Origin of the sequence: Leifsonia sp. NPDC102414 (genome assembly GCF_044765685.1) — a bacterium.
GTDB lineage: Bacteria > Actinomycetota > Actinomycetes > Actinomycetales > Microbacteriaceae > Leifsonia.
The window spans coordinates 31,118-52,929 of the sequence record NZ_JBIWKN010000005.1 but is presented as its reverse complement, the minus strand read 5'-3'; the positions used below and the strand labels follow the sequence as shown (position 1 = coordinate 52,929).

Annotated in this window: 22 protein-coding genes; 8 read left to right on the top strand and 14 right to left on the bottom strand. The window is 69.0% G+C overall.

The features are described 5' to 3' along the window. Positions 1-31 precede the first annotated feature (31 nt). On the bottom strand, positions 32-880 hold the full coding sequence (locus tag ACIRCZ_RS17345) for an alpha/beta fold hydrolase (protein WP_402855207.1): 849 nt from the start codon (positions 878-880) through the stop codon (positions 32-34). Between the two features lie 72 nt (positions 881-952). Between ACIRCZ_RS17345 and ACIRCZ_RS17340 the strand changes: the two genes are divergently transcribed. Further along, positions 953-1,384: a MarR family winged helix-turn-helix transcriptional regulator gene (locus ACIRCZ_RS17340; RefSeq protein WP_055889075.1), complete on the top strand. Its 432-nt coding sequence runs from the start codon at positions 953-955 to the stop codon at positions 1,382-1,384. A gap of 5 nt (positions 1,385-1,389) precedes the next feature. Continuing rightward, the gene (locus ACIRCZ_RS17335) at positions 1,390-2,688 is read left to right on the top strand and encodes an MFS transporter (protein ID WP_402855754.1); all 1,299 of its coding nucleotides are present in this window, start codon (positions 1,390-1,392) and stop codon (positions 2,686-2,688) included. An 81-nt stretch (positions 2,689-2,769) separates the two neighbouring features. Here ACIRCZ_RS17335 and ACIRCZ_RS17330 read toward each other — a convergent pair whose 3' ends face one another. From ACIRCZ_RS17330 to ACIRCZ_RS17295, 8 genes are read right to left on the bottom strand one after another with little or no spacing between them, the layout of a single operon-like run. After that, positions 2,770-4,278, bottom strand: coding sequence for a rhamnulokinase family protein (locus ACIRCZ_RS17330; protein ID WP_402855203.1), 1,509 nt, complete (start codon positions 4,276-4,278; stop codon positions 2,770-2,772). Continuing rightward, entirely contained in the window at positions 4,275-6,311 is a 2,037-nt protein-coding gene (locus tag ACIRCZ_RS17325; RefSeq protein WP_402855200.1) for a bifunctional aldolase/short-chain dehydrogenase, read from the bottom strand. Before ACIRCZ_RS17325 ends, ACIRCZ_RS17330 begins: the two co-directional genes overlap by 4 nt. After that, positions 6,311-7,474 (bottom strand): L-rhamnose isomerase, encoded by a 1,164-nt coding sequence (gene rhaI / locus ACIRCZ_RS17320; RefSeq protein WP_402855198.1) that lies wholly within the window; start codon positions 7,472-7,474, stop codon positions 6,311-6,313. The genes ACIRCZ_RS17325 and rhaI overlap by 1 nt, the downstream gene beginning before the upstream one ends. Before the next feature lie 11 nt (positions 7,475-7,485). Continuing rightward, positions 7,486-7,860: an L-rhamnose mutarotase gene (locus ACIRCZ_RS17315; protein ID WP_402855195.1), complete on the bottom strand. Its 375-nt coding sequence runs from the start codon at positions 7,858-7,860 to the stop codon at positions 7,486-7,488. Between the two features lie 60 nt (positions 7,861-7,920). Continuing rightward, positions 7,921-8,967: a rhamnose ABC transporter substrate-binding protein gene (rhaS, locus tag ACIRCZ_RS17310; RefSeq protein ID WP_055889058.1), complete on the bottom strand. Its 1,047-nt coding sequence runs from the start codon at positions 8,965-8,967 to the stop codon at positions 7,921-7,923. 11 nt (positions 8,968-8,978) lie between these two features. After that, entirely contained in the window at positions 8,979-10,049 is a 1,071-nt protein-coding gene (locus ACIRCZ_RS17305) for an ABC transporter permease (protein WP_402855751.1), read from the bottom strand. Positions 10,050-10,054: 5 nt separating this feature from the next. Beyond that, positions 10,055-11,089 (bottom strand): ABC transporter permease, encoded by a 1,035-nt coding sequence (locus ACIRCZ_RS17300; RefSeq protein ID WP_402855192.1) that lies wholly within the window; start codon positions 11,087-11,089, stop codon positions 10,055-10,057. Next, positions 11,086-12,612, bottom strand: a complete 1,527-nt coding sequence (locus ACIRCZ_RS17295) for a sugar ABC transporter ATP-binding protein (RefSeq protein ID WP_055889050.1) — start codon at positions 12,610-12,612, stop codon at positions 11,086-11,088. The genes ACIRCZ_RS17300 and ACIRCZ_RS17295 overlap by 4 nt, the downstream gene beginning before the upstream one ends. Positions 12,613-12,876: 264 nt before the next feature. Here ACIRCZ_RS17295 and ACIRCZ_RS17290 point away from each other — a divergent pair, with 264 nt between their 5' ends. The 3 genes from ACIRCZ_RS17290 to ACIRCZ_RS17280 are packed head-to-tail and all read left to right on the top strand — an operon-like array spanning position 12,877 to position 14,869. Beyond that, entirely contained in the window at positions 12,877-13,890 is a 1,014-nt protein-coding gene (locus tag ACIRCZ_RS17290) for a LacI family DNA-binding transcriptional regulator (RefSeq protein ID WP_402855188.1), read from the top strand. A gap of 47 nt (positions 13,891-13,937) precedes the next feature. Next, positions 13,938-14,618: a nucleoside/nucleotide kinase family protein gene (locus ACIRCZ_RS17285; RefSeq protein WP_402855185.1), complete on the top strand. Its 681-nt coding sequence runs from the start codon at positions 13,938-13,940 to the stop codon at positions 14,616-14,618. After that, complete coding sequence (locus tag ACIRCZ_RS17280; RefSeq protein WP_055889041.1) at positions 14,615-14,869, top strand: glutaredoxin family protein; 255 nt, start codon at positions 14,615-14,617, stop codon at positions 14,867-14,869. The genes ACIRCZ_RS17285 and ACIRCZ_RS17280 overlap by 4 nt, the downstream gene beginning before the upstream one ends. 71 nt (positions 14,870-14,940) lie before the next feature. On the opposite strand, the gene ACIRCZ_RS17275 is transcribed toward ACIRCZ_RS17280, so the two are convergent. Continuing rightward, positions 14,941-15,570 carry an MBL fold metallo-hydrolase gene (locus ACIRCZ_RS17275; RefSeq protein ID WP_055889038.1) on the bottom strand — a complete coding sequence of 210 codons (630 nt, stop codon included), beginning with the start codon at positions 15,568-15,570 and terminating at the stop codon, positions 14,941-14,943. 114 nt (positions 15,571-15,684) lie between these two features. On the opposite strand from ACIRCZ_RS17275, the gene ACIRCZ_RS17270 reads away from it, so the two are divergent. Together ACIRCZ_RS17270 and ACIRCZ_RS17265 are read left to right on the top strand one after the other, a co-directional pair. Then, positions 15,685-16,656: an aldo/keto reductase gene (locus tag ACIRCZ_RS17270; RefSeq protein ID WP_402855180.1), complete on the top strand. Its 972-nt coding sequence runs from the start codon at positions 15,685-15,687 to the stop codon at positions 16,654-16,656. Continuing rightward, entirely contained in the window at positions 16,653-17,513 is an 861-nt protein-coding gene (locus ACIRCZ_RS17265; protein ID WP_402855177.1) for an aldo/keto reductase, read from the top strand. Before ACIRCZ_RS17270 ends, ACIRCZ_RS17265 begins: the two co-directional genes overlap by 4 nt. A gap of 80 nt (positions 17,514-17,593) precedes the next feature. Here ACIRCZ_RS17265 and ACIRCZ_RS17260 read toward each other — a convergent pair whose 3' ends face one another. Together ACIRCZ_RS17260 and ACIRCZ_RS17255 are read right to left on the bottom strand one after the other, a co-directional pair. Continuing rightward, positions 17,594-19,222 carry a beta-N-acetylhexosaminidase gene (locus ACIRCZ_RS17260; protein ID WP_402855174.1) on the bottom strand — a complete coding sequence of 543 codons (1,629 nt, stop codon included), beginning with the start codon at positions 19,220-19,222 and terminating at the stop codon, positions 17,594-17,596. Between the two features lie 134 nt (positions 19,223-19,356). Beyond that, positions 19,357-20,238 (bottom strand): LysR family transcriptional regulator, encoded by an 882-nt coding sequence (locus ACIRCZ_RS17255; protein ID WP_402855171.1) that lies wholly within the window; start codon positions 20,236-20,238, stop codon positions 19,357-19,359. 98 nt (positions 20,239-20,336) lie between these two features. Between ACIRCZ_RS17255 and ACIRCZ_RS17250 the strand changes: the two genes are divergently transcribed. Continuing rightward, on the top strand, positions 20,337-20,873 hold the full coding sequence (locus ACIRCZ_RS17250; RefSeq protein ID WP_402855168.1) for a GNAT family N-acetyltransferase: 537 nt from the start codon (positions 20,337-20,339) through the stop codon (positions 20,871-20,873). A gap of 27 nt (positions 20,874-20,900) precedes the next feature. Here ACIRCZ_RS17250 and ACIRCZ_RS17245 read toward each other — a convergent pair whose 3' ends face one another. Further along, positions 20,901-21,149 (bottom strand): hypothetical protein, encoded by a 249-nt coding sequence (locus ACIRCZ_RS17245; protein WP_402855165.1) that lies wholly within the window; start codon positions 21,147-21,149, stop codon positions 20,901-20,903. Continuing rightward, positions 21,146-21,793: an MOSC domain-containing protein gene (locus tag ACIRCZ_RS17240; RefSeq protein WP_055889014.1), complete on the bottom strand. Its 648-nt coding sequence runs from the start codon at positions 21,791-21,793 to the stop codon at positions 21,146-21,148. The genes ACIRCZ_RS17245 and ACIRCZ_RS17240 overlap by 4 nt, the downstream gene beginning before the upstream one ends. Positions 21,794-21,812: the final 19 nt, after the last annotated feature.

Sequence of the window (21,812 nt, the reverse complement as noted above, 5' to 3'; positions counted from 1 at the left end):
AGATCGCCGGGCGGCTCTCCGGATCGACCGGCTACTCCCGCGACGGGATGCGCGCATCCAGCCAGGCGGTCAGGTCGGCCATGACCTCGGCCTTGTTGGTCTCGTTGTAGATCTCGTGGCGCGCGCCTGGATAGACGATCGTGGTCACGTCGGTGAGCCCCGACCGCTCCCGGTACGCCTTCTCCAGCTTGCGGGCACTGGCCTCTCCGCCGAGCGGGTCGTCCCCTCCTACCTGGATGAGCAGCGGCAGGTCGCGTGCGAACGAGCGGGCGGGACGGCCGAGCAGCCGGGAGGCGTCCGCCAGACCGAACAGCTTCGCGATCGGGGTGAGCGTGGTGAGCGGATCGTCGACGAACGCCTGCGCGACGGCCGGGTCGCGGCTCAGCCACTCTGCGCCCGTCGTGCCGAGATGGGCGTGCCGCTTGTTCAGGTCGCCGCTGTTCATCGAGCCGAGCACCCGGTACGCGGTGCCGGAGAGCACGGCGGCGTCGTAGTCGCTGCTGTGCGTGTTGAGGATCATCTGGCCCATCAGCGACCCCCAGCTGTGACCGAAGAAGACCAGCGGGAGGTCGGGGTTCTCTTCGCGGATGAGCCGCGAGAAGTTGTGCAGCGCATCCACTGTCGCCCGCAGGCCGCCGACCCCGAGCCTGCCGAGCCGGGTGGCGTCCCCTTGCCACTGGGCCATGCCTGTCCGCCCGTGGCCGCGGTGGTCGTCGGCGTACACGGTGTAGCCGTTCGCGTTGAGATGCTCGGCCAGCAGCCGGTAGCGACCAGCGTGCTCGCCGACGCCGTGCGCGACCTGCACCACCGCCCGCGGGGTCTCGACCTGGTACACGTCGTAGGTGATCTCGACGCCGTGAGCATCTTCGTAGCTGGGCACGTCGTCATTCTGGCGCACGCCGGCGGCGAACGGGATTTATTTAGCAAGACTAATTTGTTAGGCTAACGATATATGGCTCAAAGACTCTCCACCCACGACCTCAGCACCGCCGTCCGCATCGCGGTGGCGCGGCTCTCCCGTCGGCTCAGGGCGGAGAAGGCGGACGACGAGCTCAGCGACACCCAGACCTCCACTCTGGCGTTCCTGGTGAGAGAAGGCCCCAGCACCATCGGGCGGCTCAGCGAGCACGAACGCGTCAAGCCGCCGTCGATGAACCGCACGATCAACTGCCTGGAAGAGGCCGGGTACGTTCGCCGCACTCCGGACGCCGACGACGGCCGCAAGGTGGTCGTCGTGCCGACCGAGCAGGGCCTCGCCCTCGTCGCCGAGACCAGGAGACGGCGCGACGCCTGGCTGCACAAGCGGCTGCGCACCCTCACCCCCGAGCAGCGGGCGACCCTGGTGGATGCGGCGGCCATCCTCCGAGAGCTGGCCGACTCGTGAGTGCGATGTTCCGTTCGCTCTCCGGGGTGAACTACCGCATCTGGGCGGCGGGAGCGATCGTCTCCAATGTCGGCACCTGGATGCAGCGCACGGCGCAGGACTGGATCGTCCTCACCCAGCTCACCCACAACAACGCGGCGGCTGTCGGCTTCGTGATGGCGCTGCAGTTCGGGCCGCAGCTGCTGCTCCTGCCCGTGACGGGATGGGCGGCCGACCACCTGGACCGCCGCAAGTTGCTCATGGCCACGCAGGGGGCGATGGGCGCGCTGGGGCTCGGGCTGGGCATCCTGACCGTCACCGGTGTCGTGCAGCTCTGGCACGTGTACGTGTTCGCGCTGCTCCTCGGCTGCGTCGCGGCGTTCGATGCCCCCGCGCGGCAGACGTTCGTCTCCGAGCTGGTGGCCGGACCGAACCTGTCGAACGCCGTCGCGCTCAATTCGGCGTCGTTCAACATGGCGCGCCTGCTCGGTCCCGCTGTGGCCGGCCTGCTGGTCGCCGTGGTCGGGGCCGGCTGGGTGTTCCTGATCAACGCGGCCACGTTCGGCGCCGTACTGCTCTCGCTCAAGTTCCTGCGGATCGAGAAACTGTACAGGTCGGAGCGGGCGAAGCGGCAGCGCGGCGGTCTGGCCGAGGGCTTCCGGTACGTGCGGCGGCGCCCCGACATCATGGTGATCCTCGTGATGGTGTTCCTGATCGGCACGTTCGGCCTCAACTTCCCGATCTTCATCTCCACGATGTCGGTGTCGGTCTTCCACGCCGGCGCAGGCGAGTACGGCCTGCTCTCGTCGATCATGGCGATCGGCTCCGTGGTCGGCGCGCTGCTCTCCGCCCGCCGCGAGCGGCCGCGCGTCGCGCTCCTCTTCGCCGGCGCAGCGTTCTTCGGCTTCGGCTGCGCGCTGGCCGCCGTGATGCCGGACTTCTGGCTCTTCGCACTCGCGCTCATCGTGATCGGCGTCTCGTCGCAGACCCTGATGACCACCGCGAACGGCGTCGTCCAGATGACGACGGACCCGCAGCTCCGCGGGCGCGTGATGGCCATCTACATGGCGATCTTCATGGGCGGGACCCCCGTGGGCGCCCCGATCGTCGGCTGGGTGGCCGACACGTTCGGCCCGCGCTGGGCGATGGGGGTGGGTGCCGCATCCGGCTTCGCCGCGGCGATCGTGGGCGTCTTCTACCTGGTCAAGTACCGCAGCCTGCGCCTCCGCTTCACGTCCTGGCGCCCGCGCTTCACGCTCTCGCCGCGCGAGACCGCCCGCGAAGACCTCGCAGACACCGAGGCGACTGCCGCTCGCGCCTCCTGACCAGAGGTTTTCCAGAGCCGCGGAGCCGGCCGCACAACGAGACACCCGCAACTGCTGCGCATCCCGGGCGGTGTGCGACAGTTACTGGAGTCTCGAGAGCGTCGCCGCGGCCGCAGGGAGGTACTCGATCGGCGGGTGGGTGGCGAGGACCAGGGCGCGAAGCGCCTCCAGGTCACCGTGCACCAGGCCGTGCGCCCGCGCCTGCACCAGCACGTTGCCGATGGCCGTCGCCTCGACGGGCCCGGCGAGCACCGGCACGCCGCAGCGGTCGGCGACCAGCTGGCAGAGCAGCCGGTTGCGCGCACCCCCTCCCACGATGTGCACGGTGTCCACGGGCCGCCCGGACAGCGCAGACGCCGTCCGCACGGCCGTCGCGAACGCCTCGGCGAGGCTCTCCACGATGCTCCGCACGTACTCGGCCGGACCGTCCGGCGCCGCCACCCCGCGCTCCGCGCACCAGGACGCGATCCGCGACGGCATGTCGCCAGGAGCCAGGAAGCGCTGGTCGTTCGCGTCGAACACCGGCACCGGCGTCGTCAGCGACCCCGCTCGTTCCAGCAGGTCCACCAGGTCGGCGTCGATCCCCGCAGCACGCCAGCTCCGAATGCACTCGCTCAGCAACCACAGGCCCATCACGTTGTGCAGGAACCTGACCCGCCCATCCACGCCGCCCTCGTTGGTGAAGTTGGCCTCTCGCGCTGCCTCGCTCAGCACCGGCCGGTCCAGCTCGAGGCCGACCAGCCCCCAGGTTCCGCAGGAGATGTACGCCGCGTTCTCCGAGCGCAGGGGCACGGCCACCACCGCAGACGCCGTGTCGTGCGAGCCGACCGCGGTCACCACCGGCCCACCGGGAATCCCGCTTCCGGCCCGTTCAGCGACATCGGCCACCTCGCTCGGGATGCGCAGCTCGCCACGCACACTCGGCAGCAGCGGCCCGATCACGGTCCCCGAATCCACCACAGGGCGGAACAGGCCGCGCGGCAGCTCCAGCGCGTCGATCAGCGGCGCGTTCCACGTCCCGTCGACGCCGAGCAACCCCGTCGTGGATGCGTTCGTGCGCTCCGCGACGCGCTCTCCGCTCAGCCAGTACGCGATCAGATCGGGGATGAGCAGCATCGTGTCGACGCCGTCGAGTCGCCCGGCCGCGTTGTCGACCGCGAGCTGGTAGAGCGAGTTGAACGGCAGGTACTGCAGGCCGTTCTGCCGGTACAGCTCGCCGGCGGGCACCCGCTCGTGCACCAGCGGCGTCCCGGCCGCTGCCCGCTCGTCGCGGTAGTGGTACGGGATGCCCTGGAGCACCCCGCCGCGCAGCAGCCCGTAATCGACGGCCCACGCATCCACCCCGACGCTCACGATCCCCGGCTCGGCGCGCAGCGCATCCCCCAGCCCGTCGACGACGTTGCGGTACAGCTCCGCGATGTCCCAGTGCAGACCGGGGCGGTCGCCCTCCCACAGCGTGACGGGCGTGTTCGGGAACCGTGCGGCCTCCGTCAGGTCGAGCGTGTCCGGCCCGACCCTCCCGATCATCACGCGCCCGCTGGTCGCCCCGAGGTCGACCGCGGCGACCGCGCCCGTCGCACCCGCGCTCATCGCAAGAACGCCGCCGCGACGCCGGCGTCGACCGGGATGTGCAGGCCTGTCGTGTGGTCGAGGTCGGACGAGCACAGCACGAAAACCGCGTTCGCGACGTGTTCCGGCAGCACCTCGCGCTTGAGCAGCGTGCGCTGCGCGTAGTACTGGCCGAGCTCCTCCTCCGGAACCCCGTAGACCGCGGCGCGCTTCGCGCCCCAGCCGCCGGCGAAGATCCCGGACCCGCGCACGACGCCGTCCGGGTTGATCCCGTTGACCCGCACGCCGTGCTCGCCGAGCTCCGCCGCGAGCAGCCGCACCTGGTGCGCCTGGTCGGCCTTGGTCGCTGAGTACGCGATGTTGTTCGGACCGGCGAAGATCGAGTTCTTCGACGAGATGTAGACGATGTCTCCCCCGAGCTTCTGATCGATCAGCACCCTCGCCGCGGCGCGCGAGACCAGGAACGAGCCCTTCGCCATCACGTCGTGCTGCAGGTCCCAGTCGGCCACGGTCGTCTCCAGGAGCGACTTCGACAGCGACAGCCCTGCGTTGTTGACCACCAGGTCGAGGCCGCCGAACGCCAGCAGGGAGGCATCCACGGCCGACTGCACCGCCCGCTCGTCTGTGACGTCCGCCTGCACGCCGACGGCCACGTCCGTGCCGCCGATGGACGCAGCGGCGTCCTGCGCCTTCGCGAGGTCGAGGTCGGCGATGACGACGCACGCACCCTCGGCCGCGAGCCTGGTGGCGATGGCCTTGCCGATCCCGGACGCTGCGCCGGTCACGAGCGCCACCCGCCCCGCGAGCGGCTTGGGCTTCGGCATCCGCTGGAGCTTCGCCTCCTCCAGCGCCCAGTATTCGATGCGGAACTTCTCCGACTCGTCGATCGGCGCGTATGTCGACAAGGCCTCGGCGCCGCGCATGACGTTGATCGCGTTGATGTAGAACTCGCCCGCCACTCTCGCCGTCTGCTTGTTCGCGCCGTAGCTGAACATCCCGACGCCGGGGATGAGCACGATCGCGGGGTCCGCGCCGCGGATGGCCGGCGAATCGTCCGTCGCGTAGCGGTCGTAGTACGCCTGGTAGTCGGCGCGGTACGCCGCGTGCAGCTCCTCCAGCCTCGCCACCGAATCCTCGATGGACGCGTCGGCGGGCAGGTCGAGCACCAGCGGCTTCACCTTCGTGCGCAGGAAGTGGTCTGGGCAGGACGTGCCGAGGGCGGCCAACCGTGGATGCTCGGCCATAGCCAGGAAGTCGAGCACCTCGTCCGCGTCGCTGAAGTGACCCACCTGCACGCGATCCGTCGACGCGAGCGCCCGCAGGTGCGGGGCGAGCGCCGCCGCCTTCGCGCGCCGCTCGGCCTCGGGAAGCGGCGCGTAACCGTCCAACCCGGTTCCGAACGGCTCCGGCCGCCCGTGCGCTGCGATGTATGCCGCTGCTGTCTCGATGATCCACAGCGAGTTCGCCTCTGCCTCGTCGCTGGTGTCGCCCCATGCGGTGATGCCGTGCCCGCCAAGGATGCAGCCGATCGCATCCGGGTTGGCCTCCTTCACCGCCGCGATGTCGAGGCCGAGCTGGAAGCCGGGCCGCCGCCAGGGCACCCACACCACGCGACCGCCGAACGCCTCGGCCGTCAGCCGCTCGCCGTCGGACGCCGTCGCGAACGCGATGCCGGAGTCCGGATGCAGGTGGTCGACGTGAGCCGCGTCCACCAGCCCGTGCATCGCCGTGTCGATCGACGGCGCGGCACCGCCCTTGCCGTGCAGGGTGTAGTCGAACGCCGCGACCATCTCGTCCTCGCGGTCGACTCCTGGGTACACGCCGGTCATGGCGCGCAGCCTGTCCAGCCGCAGCACCGCCAGCCCGGCCTCGGTCAGCGTGCCGAGATCGCCGCCTGACCCCTTCACCCAGAGCAGCTCCACCGGCTCGCCGGTGACAGGGTCGGTCTCCGTGCCCTTGGCTGACGTGTTGCCGCCTGCGTAGTTGGTGTTGCGCGGGTCGGCGCCGAGCCTGTTCGACCGTGCGATGAGTTCCGCTGCTGCTTTGTTCGTCATCAGGCGCCCCATCCCGCCTGCGTCCCGCCGACGCGGTCGGCCTCGATCTTCTCCTGATATCCGGACGCGGCGTACGCGGCCATCGGGTCGGCGGGGAGCCCGCGGGACTCTCGCCACTCGGCGAGCGCTGGGCGCACGTCCGTGTAGAAGGCGTCCATCAGGATGCCGTTGGCGCCGAGGACGTCGCCCGCGGTCTGGGCGGCGGAGAGCGCCTCCCTGTCGATCAGCAGCGCGCGCGCCGTCATCTCCTGCACGTTGAGCACCGACCGGATCTGCCCGGGGATCTTCTTCTCGATGTTGTGGCACTGGTCGAGCATGAACGCCACATCCGGGTTGTTAAGCCCGCCGCCGCGCACCACCTCCGCGATGATCCGGAACAGCTGGAACGGATCGGCGGCGCCGACGATCAGGTCGTCGTCCGCGTAGAACCGCGAGTTGAAGTCGAACGAGCCGAGCTTGCCGAGGCGGAGGAGCTGGGCGACGATGAACTCGATGTTCGTGCCGGGCGCGTGGTGGCCGGTGTCGAGGCAGACGTACGCCTTCTCGCCGAGCGCCACCGTGTGCGCGTAGCTGGTCCCCCAGTCGGGAACGTCCGTGTGATAGAACGCCGGCTCGAAGAACTTGTACTCGAGCACCATCCGCTGATCGTCGCCGAGCCTCGCGTAGATCGCCGCGAGCGACTCCGCCAGCCTGTCCTGCCTGGCCCTGATGTCGTCCTGGCCCGGATAGTTGGTGCCGTCCGCCAGCCAGATCTTGAGGTCGCGCGAACCGGTCTCGTCCATCACGTCGATGCAGCGGAAATGGTGGTCGATCGCCTTCTGCCTGATCGCCGGGTCGCTGTGGGTCACCGACCCCAGCTTGTACGCGTCGTCCTGGAAGGTGTTCGAGTTGACCGTGCCCAGCCCGACCCCGTGATCCTCCGCGTGCTTGCGCAGGTCGGCGTACGAGTCCACCACATCCCACGGGATGTGCAGCGCGACCTTCGGCGCGAGGCCGGTGTGCTTGTGCACCTGCGCGGCGTCCGCGATCTTCTCGAACGGGTCGCGCGGCGTGCCAGGCGACCCGAACACCTTGAACCGGGTGCCGGAGTTGCCGAACGCCCACGAGGGCAGCTCGATCGCCTGCTGCTGCAGGATCGGAGCGATTGTGGAGAGGGAGGTCATTGTTCGTCCGCCTATCGTGATGGTGCTGATGTCGGTTCGTCACCTGCCGAGGACGCCAGCTGGTCCTCGAGGTGGAAGATTTCGTCGAGGAGTTCGAAGCCCTCGTCAGGGGAAGCCCCGTCGAGTTCGGTGAAGAACTCGCCCATCTGCTCCTGCCAACGGGTGTTCACGTCGGTCAGTGCCATGCGAGCCTGGGCCTGGTCGATGGAGTCGCTCACTTCGACGTAGCCGATGAGCGTTCCGTCCGGAGCGATGAACAGCGAGTAGTTATCCCAGCCGGCCTGCTTGAGCGCCTGGAGCATCTCCGGCCAGACGGCGGCGTGACGCTCCCGGTATGCGTCGATCCTGTCCTGGCGCAGGTGTAGCCGGAAACATGCGCGTTGCATGAGACGTCCTTCGGATGGGGGTGGAACCGGGCCGGTGGACGACCACCGGCCCGGTGGTGATCAGAAGTTGAACTTGTCGATGTTGTCCTTGTTGAAGACGTACGGGTCACCGAGGAGGACGGTGCCGTTGTCGCCGACGGTGAACTTCCCGAGCTTGCCGGCGGTGAAGGAGTCGCCCTTCTTGCCGGTGATCGTGCCGTCGATCAGCGCCTTCGCGGTGAACGCGGCCAGGTAGCCCAGATCTTCCGGGTTCCACAGCGCGAACTCGTCGACTGTTCCATCCTTCACGAACTCACGCATCTGGTTCGGCGTGCCGAGGCCGGTCAGCTTGACCTTGCCCTTGAACGCCGAGGTCGACAGGTAGCGTGCTGCCGCCGCGATGCCGACGGTGGTCGGCGAGACGATGCCTTTCAGGTTCGGGTGCGTCTGCAGCAGCGCGGCCGTCTTGTCGAAGGAGGTCTGGTCGTCGTCGTTCCCGTAGACCGTGTCGACGAGCTTGACGTTGGGGTGGTCGGCCGCCAGGTCCTTCTTCATCAACTCGATCCACGCGTTCTGGTTGGTCGCGTTGGCGGCGGCGGACAGGATGGCGATCTCGCCGCTGTCGCCGATCTCCTTGGTGATCGTGTCGACCTGCACCTTCGCGATGCCCTCGGCGGTCGCCTGGTTGACGAACACGTCGCGGTACTTCGGATCGGTGTCGGAGTCGAACGTGACCACCTTGACGTTGGATGACTTCGCCTGCGTCAACGCGCTGCCCAGAGCGGTCGGGTCGTTGGCGGAGAGCACGATCGCCCCGACGCCCTGCTGCGTGAGCGTGTTGATGTAGCTGACCTGGGCGTCGGCGGTCGCCGTCGACGGTCCCACCTGGTTGTATGTGCCGCCGAACGACTTGATGGCCGTCTGACCGCCCTTGTCCGAGGTGTCGAAGTACGGGTTGCCGAGGTTCTTGGGCAGAAAGGTGATCTTGTAGTTCTTGTCCCCGGAGGTGGAGCCTCCGTTGCTACCGCCGCTTGAGCATCCCGTCGCCAGCAGCGCGATGGCCACGACGCCTGCTCCGATGCTGAGCGCACGACGGAGACCTCGACTCTTGGTTGTGTGAGGCAACATCCTTGTTCCTTTCATTGGGGTTGTGTGAGTGCAGGTGTGCTGCGCGATCGACGGGAAGCGGCGCGGCGCGCCGAGAACCAGCCGAGGATGCGCGGGGAGAGAACCGAGATGACCAGCAGGGCGCCGGTGATGATGTTGATGGCGTCCGAACTGACGTTGGCGAGGCGCAGAGCGCTCTGCAGCACACCGATCAGCAACACACCGGCGACGACGCCGTGCATCGCCCCTTTGCCGCCGAAGATCGACACACCGCCGAGAAGCACTGCGGCGATCACCGAGAGTTCGAGTCCGATCGCGTTGTCGCCTCTTGCGCTGCCGTAGCGGAGCGTCCAGTAGATGCCCGCGAGCGCCGACACCGCACCGGTGAGCATGAACGCGATGAACTTCGTGCGATCGACGTCCACCCCGGAGAACGCAGCAGCGTCCTTGCTCAGGCCGAGGGCGAACAGTCCCCTGCCGAACGGCGTGAAGTGGAGCACCAGCGAGAACACGATGATCAGGGCCACCACGAGCACCATCACCACGGGGATGCCGCTCGTCCCGAATCGCATCTGCACCAGGTTCTGCCACTCGAACGGGAACTCCGTTATCGCTGTGGTGCCGAGCATCCCGACCGCAATGCCCCTGAACAGCGCGAGGGTTCCGATGGTGACCGCCAGGGAGGGCAGTCCCACCACGGTGACGAGGAAGCCGTTGACCATCCCCGCCACGATCCCCACGACGATGCAGACGACCATCGCGACCTCGATCGGCCACCCCGCCTTGGTGAGGACACCGAGCATGACGCTGCTGAGGCCGAGCGTGCTCGCGACAGACAGGTCGATCTCGCCGCTCACGATGACGAGGGTCATCGGCAGGGCTATCAGCAGGATGGGCGTGGCGTCGAGAAGGAGGAAGCCGAGCGTCGTGCTCGTGCCGAAGTTGGGCACCACGATGCTGGCCACGATGGCCACCACGATCAGGGCGACGATGACAGCCGTTTCGCGGGAGAGCAGCCAGCGCTGCCAGAGCGGCCTGGCGTAGTCCGCGATGATCCGGTCGGCGCGTGTCTGCGCATCCCGGTTGCTGGGGGTGAGGCCGATGCTGGTCACTGGTCGACCTCCCGTTGTGCCACGAGCCGTCTGGACAATCGAAGGGCGAGAACCCTGTCGAGCACGATCGCTCCGATAATGAGGACGCCGACCACTGCCTGCTGCCAGAAGTCCTGGATGCCGAGGATGGGGAGCGCGCGGTTGATGGTGAGGAGCAGCACGGCACCGATCGCCGCACCGTAGACGGTTCCGCTCCCGCCGAAGATCGCGACACCGCCGATCACGGCGGCGCCGACGGCTTGCAGTTCGAGCCCGGTTCCGGTCTGCGAGTTCGTGGTGCCGTACCTGGCAGCGAAGAGCACACCGGCGAGCCCGGCGAGCGCGCCGCAGAGCACGAAAGCGATCAGGATGCGCTGTGTCACTTTGAGGCCGTAGAGCTCTGCGGCCTCGGGGTCGGAGCCGATCGCGTACAGCTCGCGTCCACCGCGCTTGTTGCGCAGGTACCAGCCGGCCGCGAGCACGACCACGAGGGCGAGGATCGTCAGGTACGGGATGCTCAGGAACGAGTTCGTGCCGAGGCTGAGGAAGCCGGACGGCAGGTCGCTCGCGTTGATCCGGTTGCTGCCGGTCCAGAGCACGTTGATGCCGCGGTATGCGTACAGGGTTCCGAGGGTGATCACAAGGGCGGGCACCTTGCCGAACGCGACGAGAGCGCCGTTGACTAGGCCGAGCAGCGCACCTGCCGCGAGGCCGATGACGAAGACCAGGATGATCGGAATGCCGGGGAAGTCGATGAACAGCCGCCCTGTGAGGTAGGCCGTGAGGCCGACGACGGAGCCGACCGACAGGTCGACGCTCCTGGTGATGATGACCATCGCCTGCCCCACGGCAACGATCACCAGGATGGACGGCGTCAGGAGCAGATCGCGCCAGCCGTCAGGGCTGAACAGGAAGGTGGGGTTGATGATCGTCGTCACCGCGATCACCACGAGCAGGGCGAGGAGGATGCCCGTCTCGCGAGCGCCGAAGAATGCCCTGACCCCGCGCGTGACCGCGGACGAGCCGGGCTCACGGGTCTGAAGGGCGGTCATCGGGTGACCTCCTCTGCGGCGTGGGTGGCGGCGTACATGACGTTCTCTGCCGTGGCTTCCGCGCGGGAGAGTTCGGCAGTGATGCGGCCTTCGCGCACGACCAGCACGCGGTCGGCCATCCCGAGCACCTCCGGAAGCTCGGACGAGATCATGAGAATTCCCATTCCGCGGCCGGCGAGCTCCGAGGTGAGCCTGTGCACTTCCGCTTTCGTTCCGACGTCGATGCCGCGAGTCGGCTCGTCGATGATGAGGACACGGGGGTTGGTGGCCAGCCACTTGCCGAGAACGACCTTCTGCTGGTTACCGCCGCTGAGCGTCCCCGCCAGCGTGTCGAGTGCCGAGGTCTTGACCTGGAGTCGCTGCGCCCATTCCCGCGCCGCACGGTTCTCGCTCGCGTTCCGGAGGAAGCCCCACTTCGCGAGCTTCGAGCGGATGGCGAGGGTGGTGTTCCTCGCGACGGACGAGTCCAGCACGAGCCCCTGCTTGCGGCGGTCCTCGGGGACGAGCGCGAGGCCGGCCGCCATCGCCGCGGCCGGCCGGCGCTTGGGCACCGGTTTGCCCGCGAGGGTGACCGTGCCGCTCTGATAGCCGTCGACGCCGAAGACGGCTCGCGCGATCTCGCTTCTGCCTGCTCCGACGAGTCCTGCCAGGGCGACGATCTCCCCTGCTCTGACGGTGAAGGAGACGTCGGAGAAGACGCCGACGGATGTGAGCGCATCCACCCGGAGCAGTTCGTCACCGACCGTCGTCTCCTGCTTCGGGAACAGGTCGGTCACATCGCGGCCGACCATTCGCCGCACGATCTCGTCCTCTTCGACGTCGGCGGTCGCGTCGGTGGATATGTACCTCCCGTCCCGCATCACGGTGATGGTGTCGCAGAGCGAGAAGACCTCGTCGAAGCGGTGCGAGATGAACACGAGCCCCCGTCCCTCATCGCGCAGGCTGCGCGCGACCGCGAACAGCCGCTCGACCTCGACGCCGGAGAGGGCTGCCGTCGGCTCGTCCATGATGAGCAGGCGCGCGTCGAGCGAGATGGCCTTGGCGATCTCGATGATCTGCTGGTCGGCGATGGACAGCCCCTCCGCGATGCGGTCCGGGTCGATGCGCACGGCCAGCCTGGCGAAGATCTCGCGCGCTTCAGCCCGCATCGCCTTGCGGTCGATCCTTCCGAGCCGATCCGTGGGCTGGCGGCCCATGAAGATGTTCTCGACCACAGAGAGGTCGGGGAAAAGCGTCGGTTCCTGGTAGATGACGGCGATGCCGGCGGCTTTGGCCGCGGCGGTGGAGGTGAAGTCCACCGGCTCACCGCGGAACAGGAATTCGCCGGAGTCCTTCTGGTACAGACCGGCGACGATCTTGACGAGCGTCGACTTGCCCGCCCCGTTCTCGCCGACGAGCGCGTGGATGGAGTTGGAATGCACCGTGAGAGTGGCGGAGGTCAGCGCGACCACCGATCCGAACTTCTTGGCGACATCGCGAAGTTCGAGCACGGCTGGACCGTTGACAGTCGGGTTGGTCGGCATTGACGGAACCTGGCCTCCACAGTGAGGATCGCAACGTCTGAATGAAACGTTTTAATCGAATGAACGTGAGCACTCTATGGCCGACCGTCTTCATTCGTCAAGCACTTCCGGCCAATGAATCCGTGGTTGTTACCGGACAGCAACCGATGAACGTCGCCGCACACCGCCGGAATCCCGCGTCAGCCATAGAAACGATTCAATTCGGGATGCGTCGCGCCGCGTTCCTGCCGTACACTTCCGTCAGGGCGACAGAACAGGACAGCGATGCCGAGCGTGAGCGTGAAGGACGTTGCCGCTCTCGCCGGCGTCTCCGTCGGCACCGTCTCGAACGTGCTGAACCGCCCGGAGCGCGTGGCGGAGGCCACCGTCGTGCGCGTCCAGACGGCCATCCAGAAGCTCGGATTCGTGCGGAACGACGCCGCGCGCCAGCTTCGAGCAGGTCACAGTCGCGCGATCGGGCTGATCATCCTGGACATCGCGAACCCGTTCTTCGCGGCGATCGCCAGAGGGGCGGAGGACCACGCTGCCCATTCCTCGCTCTCGGTGCTCCTCGGAAACAGTGACGAGAAGGTCGAGCGCGAGACCACGTACCTCGACCTCTTCGAGCAGCAGCGCGTCAACGGCGTCCTCATCTCTCCAGTCGGCGATGTGGTTCCGCACCTCCGACGGCTGCGCGACCACGGCATCCCATCGGTGCTCGTGGACCGCACGAGCCCCGACACGTCGTTCAGCTCCGTCTCGGTCGACGACGTCATCGGCGGCGAGCTGGCCGTCGCCCACCTGCTGGAGATCGGACGGAGGAGGATCGCGTACGTGGGAGGCCCGTTCGAGATCCGTCAGGCGAGCGACCGTCTGGAGGGCGCCCGCCGCGCTGTCGCGGCGTACCCGGACGCGTCCCTCGAGGTTCTCCCCGTTCGCGCCCTCAGCGTGCTCGAAGGGCGCGCGGCCGGTCTGGACATCGCGGCCAGAGCAGCGTCGGAACGACCGGACGCGATCTTCGCGGCCAACGATCTCCTGGCCACCGGGCTCCTTCAAGCACTGTTCATGCAGAGCACCATCGCCGTCCCGGACGAGATCGCGTTGATCGGCTACGACGACATCGACTTCGCGAGCGCGGCGGTCGTTCCCCTTTCGTCGATCCGCCAGCCCAGCTCCCAGATCGGCGAGACCGCTGTGCAGATCCTCCTGGAGGAGAGCGCGGACCCCGGCATCCAGCCTCGCCAGATCGTCTACCAGCCCGAACTCGTCGTTCGAGCGAGCACGGTCCCTTCGAGCTGACGGCTCTCACCGGAACTGCGCGTCGGCGCGTGTGTGAGACTGGTCCGGTGATCGACGACCTGGCCGACGCGGCCGTGCATCTCACGCTCGCGTCCCCGCACGCACGCGTGCTCGTCGGTATCGCGGGGAGTCCAGGCTCTGGCAAGACCACGCTCGCGGGGGCCGTTGTCGAACGTGCGAACGCCCTGATGCCCGACCACCCGGCGTTCGCCGCATCCCTGCCGATGGACGGCTTCCACCTCGCCAACGCGACCCTGGATGCGCTCGGTCGCCACGACCGCAAGGGCGCGATCGACACGTTCGACGCTTGGGGTTTCGTCGCGCTGCTCGAACGCGTGGCGACGGAACGCGAGCACACGGTGTACGCCCCCGGCTTCGACCGCACCGTGGACGAACCCGTCGCCGCCAGCATCGCCATCGCGCCGGAGACCAGACTGGTGGTGGTGGAGGGCAACTACCTGCTGGCCGACGCCGAGCCGTGGTCGCGCATCCCCGACCTGCTGGCGGAGAGCTGGTTCGTCTCCACTCCGGAGTCGGTGCGGCTCGGCCGCCTGATCGACAGGCACACCCGCCACGGCCGCACTCCGGAGGCGGCGGAGGCGTGGGCGCGCGAGGTCGACGGCGCGAACGCCGCGCTCATCGAAGGCCATCGGATGCACGCGACGCGCGTCGTGGACGGCTCCCGCATGGACGGCTCCCAGGCTGCTGCGCTTAGGCTCGAACCATGACTTCCGCGCAGACGTATGACAAAGTGACCGTGTTCGGCGCCGACTGGTGCCGCGACTGCATCCGCTCCAAGGCCCTCCTCGACCGCCTTGGTGCCGACTACGACTACATCGACCTCGTCGCCACCCCGGAGAAGGCCGACGTCGCCCAGGCGATCAGCGGCCGCACGAACATCCCGGTCATCGTCTTCCCTGACGGCTCCCACCTGGTCGAGCCGACCGACCCGGAACTCGAGGCCGCGCTCAGCCGCTGAGGTGTGCGGGCCGCTGACGTGTGGGCCGCTGAGGCCGGGTTGCTGACTCGCTGACGCGCTGCCTCAGCCTCTCACCCGTCGATCCGCCCCGGCGCCCCGTGGCCTGGGCAGACCAGGCGCGGGCGGCGGGATGCGATCAGGTCGGCCGTCGCCAGCGCCTTCTGCTTGTCGCTGATGAGGAACCACGGCATCTGCACCAGGCGGCCCTTCGAAACGCGCACCGCATCCCCGGCGAAGACCACGCCGCGCGCCTCGACGACGACGTGCCCGTCCGTGTGCCCAGGGGCGGGGATCGCGACGACCCCCTGCACGATCTCGGTCTCGCCCGTCCCCGGGATCTCGTGCAGATCGGCCGGCACCTCCGTGCCCGGATAGATGCGGCCGAGGAAACGTCGGAAGCGCGTCGGCGCCGGGGCCTCGCCGCGCAGGACGGCAGCATCCGCGCGCCCCATCCACACGCGCGCGCCGGTCTCCCGCTGGAGCGCTGCGGCCGCCCCGGCGTGATCGGGGTCGTAGTGCGTGAGGACGATGTCGGTCACCGGGGGCAGGTCGCGCGCATCCCGCAGCTCGGACAGCAGCTTCGTCGCGCCGCCCGGCGTTCCCGTGTCGACGATCACCGAACCGCTGCCGGTGTCGACGAGGTAGGCGTTGGCGCCCGTGGCATTCTGGAGGCGGTAGACGCCGTCGGTGAGGAGCTGCATACGCTCAGCTTCGCACCGCCGGCCTGAGTGCCGCATCCATTCATTCGCCGGCCTGCACAATGCCATCCAGATCTCCTGTTGGACAGCTGACTCGCGCGGGCGGATGCTGACGGTATGGAGTACACACACCTGGGCCGGTCCGGCCTGAAAGTCTCTCGGCTCGCGCTCGGCACCATGAATTTCGGGCCGCAGACCAGCGAGGAAGACTCGTTCGCGATCATGGATGCCGCGCACGAGTACGGCATCAACTACTTCGACACGGCCAACGTCTACGGTCAGCACCGCGGCAAGGGCGCGACGGAGACCATCATCGGCGACTGGTTCTCCCAGGGCGACGGCCGCCGCGAGCGCACCGTCCTCGCCACCAAGCTGTACGGCGACATGGGCGACTGGCCCAACGACGGCAAGCTGTCGGCGCTGAACATCCGGCGCGCCCTCGACGCCAGCCTCAGCAGGCTCAAGACCGACCACATCGACATCTACCAGTTCCACCACGTGGACAGGGACACCCCGTGGGATGAGATCTGGCAGGCCATGGAGGTCGCCGTCGCGCAGGGCAAGATCCTGTACGCGGGATCGAGCAACTTCGCCGGGTGGCACATCGCCACCGCGCAGGCAGAGGCCCGCAAGCGCAACTACACCGGGCTGGTCAGCGAGCAGTCGATCTACAACCTGCTCACCCGCCAGGTCGAGCTGGAGGTGCTGCCCGCCGCGCAGGCGAACGGCGTCGGCGTCATCGCGTGGTCGCCGCTGCACGGCGGCCTGCTCGGCGGCGTGCTGCGCAAGCAGAACGAGGGCAAGCGCCGCCTCGAAGGGCGCGCTGCGGAAACCCTCGAGAAGCACAGGGATGCGGTGGAGGCATACGAGGCATTCGCCGAGGAACTCGGCCACGAGCCTGGTGACATCGCACTGGCCTGGCTGCTCGCCCAGCCGGCCGTGACCGCGCCGATCATCGGTCCGCGCACCAGCGAGCAACTGGATGCGGCCGTCCGCGCCCTCGACGTCACCCTCGACGAGGCGGCTCTCGCCCGACTGGACGAGATCTTCCCCGGCCACAAGACCGCACCGGAGGACTACGCCTGGTGAAGACACGCAGCATCGCCGACGTCCAGGTGAGCGCGATCGGCCTGGGCGGAATGCCCATGTCGATCGAGGGCCGACCGGACGAGGCCCGCTCCATCGCGACCATCCACGCCGCACTGGATGAGGGCATCACCTTCTTCGACACCGCCGACGCCTACCACCTGCACGCCGGGGAGGTCGGCCACAACGAGTCGCTGATCGCCGAAGCCGTGCGCAGTTGGGGCGGGGACGCATCCACTGTGCTCATCGCCACGAAGGGCGGCCACCTCCGCCCCGGCGACGGCAGCTGGTATGTCGACGGACGCCCCGAATACCTCAAAGAGGCGGCCAAGGCGTCGCTGGCACGGCTCGGCGGAGACGCGATCGGGCTGTACCAGTTTCACCGCCCCGACCCCGACGTGCCGTACGAGGATTCGGTCGGTGCGATCCGCGACCTCCTCGACGAGGGAGTGATCCGCCTCGCCGGGATCTCGAACGCCGACCAGGAGCAGATCCGTCAGGCGCAGGAGATCCTGGGCGGCCGGCTCGCGTCGGTGCAGAACCAGTTCTCGCCGGCCTTCCGGTCGAGCGAACCGGAGCTGGAGCTGGCCGACCAGCTCGGCATCGCGTTCCTGCCGTGGAGCCCGCTCGGCGGCATCACCTCCGCGGCCGGGCTCGGCGACCGGTTCGCGCCGTTCCAGCAGGTCGCGGATGCGCGTGGCGTGAGCCCGCAGGTGGTGGCGCTCGCCTGGCACCTCGCCAAGAGCCCGCACGTCATCCCGATCCCCGGGGCATCCCGCCCGGAGTCCATCCGCGACTCCGCGACGGCCGTCGACCTCGTCCTCACCCCCGACGAGCTCGCCGCCCTCGACGCCGCCTGACCCCGAAACAATCGAGCCCGGAGTTGTTCAGGCGACACGCCGGTGTCGCCACTGAACAACTCCGGGCTCGATTGTTTCGGTCAGGGGGTGGGGGCGATGGTTGCGGTGAGGGCGGCGACGGTGGCCGCGCGGGCGGCGCGCGTGTCGATACGGCCGGGGATGCCCGGCCTGGTCTGCCAGGGCAGCGGGCCGTCGGCGCGACGGTACTCGACTCCGAGCGCGTCGAGCCGCGCGAGGTGCGCATCCAGCCGGGACGCGAACGCGTCGTAGTCGCGGTCGCCCGCCGTCCACAGCGCTTCGGCGAGCGCGCACAGCCGCGGGAACGCGAAGTAGTCGAGCGTCCGCGGCGAGTCGATGTACTCGGTCCAGAGGTTGGCCTGGCCTCCCAGCACGTGCGCCCGCTCGCTCTCGGTGAGCCCCGCCGGCACTGGGTCGAACGCGTACACGTCGCGCACGGTGATCACCACCACCAACGGGATGGGCTCCTCTGGATGCTCGGACTGGCGGTAGTTGAGGTACACGGTCTCGTCCGGGCACAGCACCACGTCGTGTCCCGCGCGCGCCGCCGCGACCGCCCCTGTCGATCCGCGCCACGACGCGACCGTCGCACCGGGAGCGAGCCCGCCCTCCAGAATCTCGTCCCAGCCGAACAGTCGTCGCCCGCGCGCGGTGAGGTGGTCGTCGAGCTGCCGCACGAACCAGCTCTGCAGCTCGTCCTCGCTCCCCACGCCGAGCTCGCGCATCCGCTCCTGCGTCCGCGCATCCGCCCGCCACTGGTCTTTGACGCACTCGTCGCCGCCCACGCCGATGAACGCGGACGGGAACACCTCGAGCACTTCGTCGAGCACATTGCGGAAGAACGCGACCGTGCTGTCCTCCGCGTTGAGCACGTTCGGGATGATCCCCCACCGCGTCCCGACCTCCAGCGGCTCGCCTGTCACGCCCAGCTCCGGGTATGCGGCGATGGCCGCCTGCACGTGCCCCGGCGATTCGATCTCCGGCACGACCGTGATGCCGCGCGCCGAGGCGTACGCCACGATCTCGCGCAGATCGTCCTGCGTGTAGTAGCCGCCGTGCGGGCGGCCGTCCCCCGGTGCATCCGCCCCGTAGCCGACCTGCGACTCGCACCGCCACGCCCCCACCTCGGTGAGCCGCGGATACCGGTTGATCTGGATACGCCAGCCCTGGTCGTCCGTGAGGTGCAGGTGCAGCACGTTGAGGCGGTGCATCGCCATCAGGTCCACGAACCGGAGCACGTCGCGCTTCGGCAGGAAGTGCCTGGCCACGTCGAGCATGACCCCGCGCCAGCGGAAGGCCGGCTCGTCTGCGACCTCGCAGGCGGGGGCGACCCAGCGCACCCAGGGCACGGTGGCACGCCGGTAGACCTGCGGCGGCAGCAGTTGCAGAAACGCCTGCACACCGTTGCCCACCCCGGATGCGCTGCCCCCTGCGATGCGGACGCCCTCCGCCGCGACGGACAGCCGGTAACCCTCCGCCGCGAGCGATGGGTCGACGGAGAGGGCGATCTCCCGGCCTCCTCGACCGTCGAACCCCCACCCCGTGGATGCGCTCAGCGCGGCACGCAGCAACGCCGCCTGCTCCGCGGCGGCCTCGTCAGCGGCGATCCTCGTCGCGGCGTCGAGCACGAACTCTCCCGAGCGGTCCTCGACGTGTCGCGGGCGGGGAAGGAGTCGGTCTGCGGCGCTCACGGACGCCAGCCTAACGGTGGCAGGTGCCGGTGGGCGGGCGGGCGCGTGGCGGCAGGGCGGCCGACGCGGGCGTGCGGGCGCGAGGGCGAGGGCGCTAGGGCACGAGCGCGACCGGCACGAGGACAGCCGGCGCGCTACGCCGCCGTCGCCACCGGCTGAAGCTGCCGCAGGAAGGCACCGGCCGCGGGACTCGGCTCCTCAGCGACGGCGACCGCGACGTTCCACGCGGGAACATCGCCGCGCAGCTCCACGGCCCTCAGCTGGTCCGGCCGCTTGCGCGCGAAGCTCGTCGGCACGATGGCGACGCCGAGGTTGTATCCGACCAGGTCGAGCAGCGGATGCACGTCGTTGACCTCCATCGCCGCCCGGTAGTCGAATCCGGCCGCCGCGAAAGCCCGACGCGCGAGTGCCTGCGCACCCCAGCCCTCTTGGAAGCCGATCAGCGCTTCGCCGCGCAGGCTCTCCAACGGGATGCTCGTCTCGGCCGCGAACCGGTGGTCGGGGTGGCAGAGCACCAACATCTGCTGCGTGCTCAGCCGCCGCAGTTGCACTCCGGCGGGGGTGTGGCCGGTGTCGACGACGAGGGCGACGTCCACGCGTCCGCCCGCGACCGCATCCACGAGCTCGACGGAGCCGGAGTAGCGCAGCCGCACCTCGACGCCGGGGTTCGCCGTGCGGAACGACGCCAGCTCGGCGGGCAGGTCGACCGAGCCGAGGCACGGCTCCGCTCCGATCGTGAGGCGCCCGCGCACCAGGCCTCGCACGGCAGCCACGGCGTTCCTGGCAGCGGCGGCGCTGGCGAGCGTGCGGACGGAGTCGGCGAGCAGGGCCTGACCGGCCGTCGTCAGCTCGACCCGCCGTGTGCTGCGGATGAACAGCGAGGTGCCGAGCTCCTGCTCGAGCGAGCGAATGGATGCGGAGAGACCCGACTGCGAGATCTGCAGCAGTTCTGCCGCGCGGGTGAAGTGTCGCTCCTCCGCCACGGTGACGAAGTGCTCGAGCTGCCGGAGTTCCATTCAGCAATGGTACGACTGAATGGAGGGCGGCTTGACCGCATCCACTGATGGTTGCGTGTTGTTCACCGCTGGGCATCCCGATCGGCTAGGAAGGACTCATGCTTACAGGCAGCATCGTCGGGCTGAGGGCCAGGCACGAAGAGGACGTCCCTATCCTGCTGACCGAGTTGTGGGACGACGTGGTCAACTCCTCGCGGGCGGAGGGCAGCCCGTGGCGCCCTGTCTCCCCTGGCTCGGACGACCCGCGACTCAAGGCGGACACGACAGAGGACGACGTCGTCCGGTTCTCGATCGTCGAGCTGGCAGGCGGCTCGCTGATCGGGGTGGCGACACTGTGGGGCATCGACACCCACAACCGGTTCGCACACATCGGGCTCGGCCTCCTTCCCGCCGCGCGCGGTCACGGCTACGGCACCGACGTGGTCGCGGTGCTGAGCCACTACGGATTCGTCGTGCGCGGCCTGAACCGGCTGCAGATCGAGACGCTGGCCGATAACGCAGCGATGCTCGCCGCGGCCGAGCGCAACGGTTTCGTGCGCGAGGGAGTGACCCGTTCCTCCGCCTGGGTCATGGGAGAGTTCCTCGACGAGGTGATCCTCGGCCAGCTTGCGGCCGACTACCGGCCGCGCGCGTAGCGTCGCAAGGCGCGGCCCCCGGTCGGGTCAGGGATGCGCGGCGTGCACGCGGGCAGCGAACGCGGAGATATCGTCGGCGCGGGCGGAGTCGTAGAAGAAGCTGAGGCGTGCGCCGCTGGTCGGCTTGATCGTCACCAGCTTCGAGCCGACCGTGATCGTCGGACGGAACGCGATGTGCATCCGCTGCGCGTCCGTCAAGCCGAACACCTCCAGGATGCGACCGTCGAAGGCGATCAGGGTGGACTCGCTCGCCCAGACCTCGTCCACGCCGCTCACACGCTCACCCTCGCCGCGATCTTGCGCATCGCGTGCGCGAGCTCCGGCACGATCGCCACCGAGCCCGCGCGTTCAGCGGTTTCCAGCGCATCCACTTGCCTGGCGTCTGCCGACGTGAACCACGACGCGACGGTGACGCCGTGCCCTGGCCGCGACACCACCTCGATGCTGTCCCCCGCCGCGATGGTGCCCGCCTTGACGATCCCGAGGTATGCGCCGGGCAGCCCTGCCTCGGTGAAGCGCTTGACCCACTGCCGCTCCCCCATCCGCCGCTGGAAGGTCGCGCACGGCTCGCGCGGACAGGTGACCTCGACCACCAGCTCGTCGCCGATCCGCCACCGCTCACCGATCTCCGCGCCGTTGACGTCGAGCCCCGCCGTGCGCAGATTCTCCCCGAACAACCCGGCCGGGATGTCGCGCCCGAGCGCAGCCGCCCAGAACTCGGCGTCCTCCTGCGCGTACGCGTACAGGGCCTTGCTCAGCCCGCCGTGATGTTTGCGGTCGGCCTGCACGTCCCCGTACAGCCCATACGGCCGCACCCGCAACGGCTCGCCGACGGGCCGCTTGTCGATCGCGGTCACCCCCACGCTCCCCGCATCCGGAATCAGCTTGTCGACGCGGCACAGCTCCAGCAACTCAGCCATGCGACCAGTCTGCCTCACC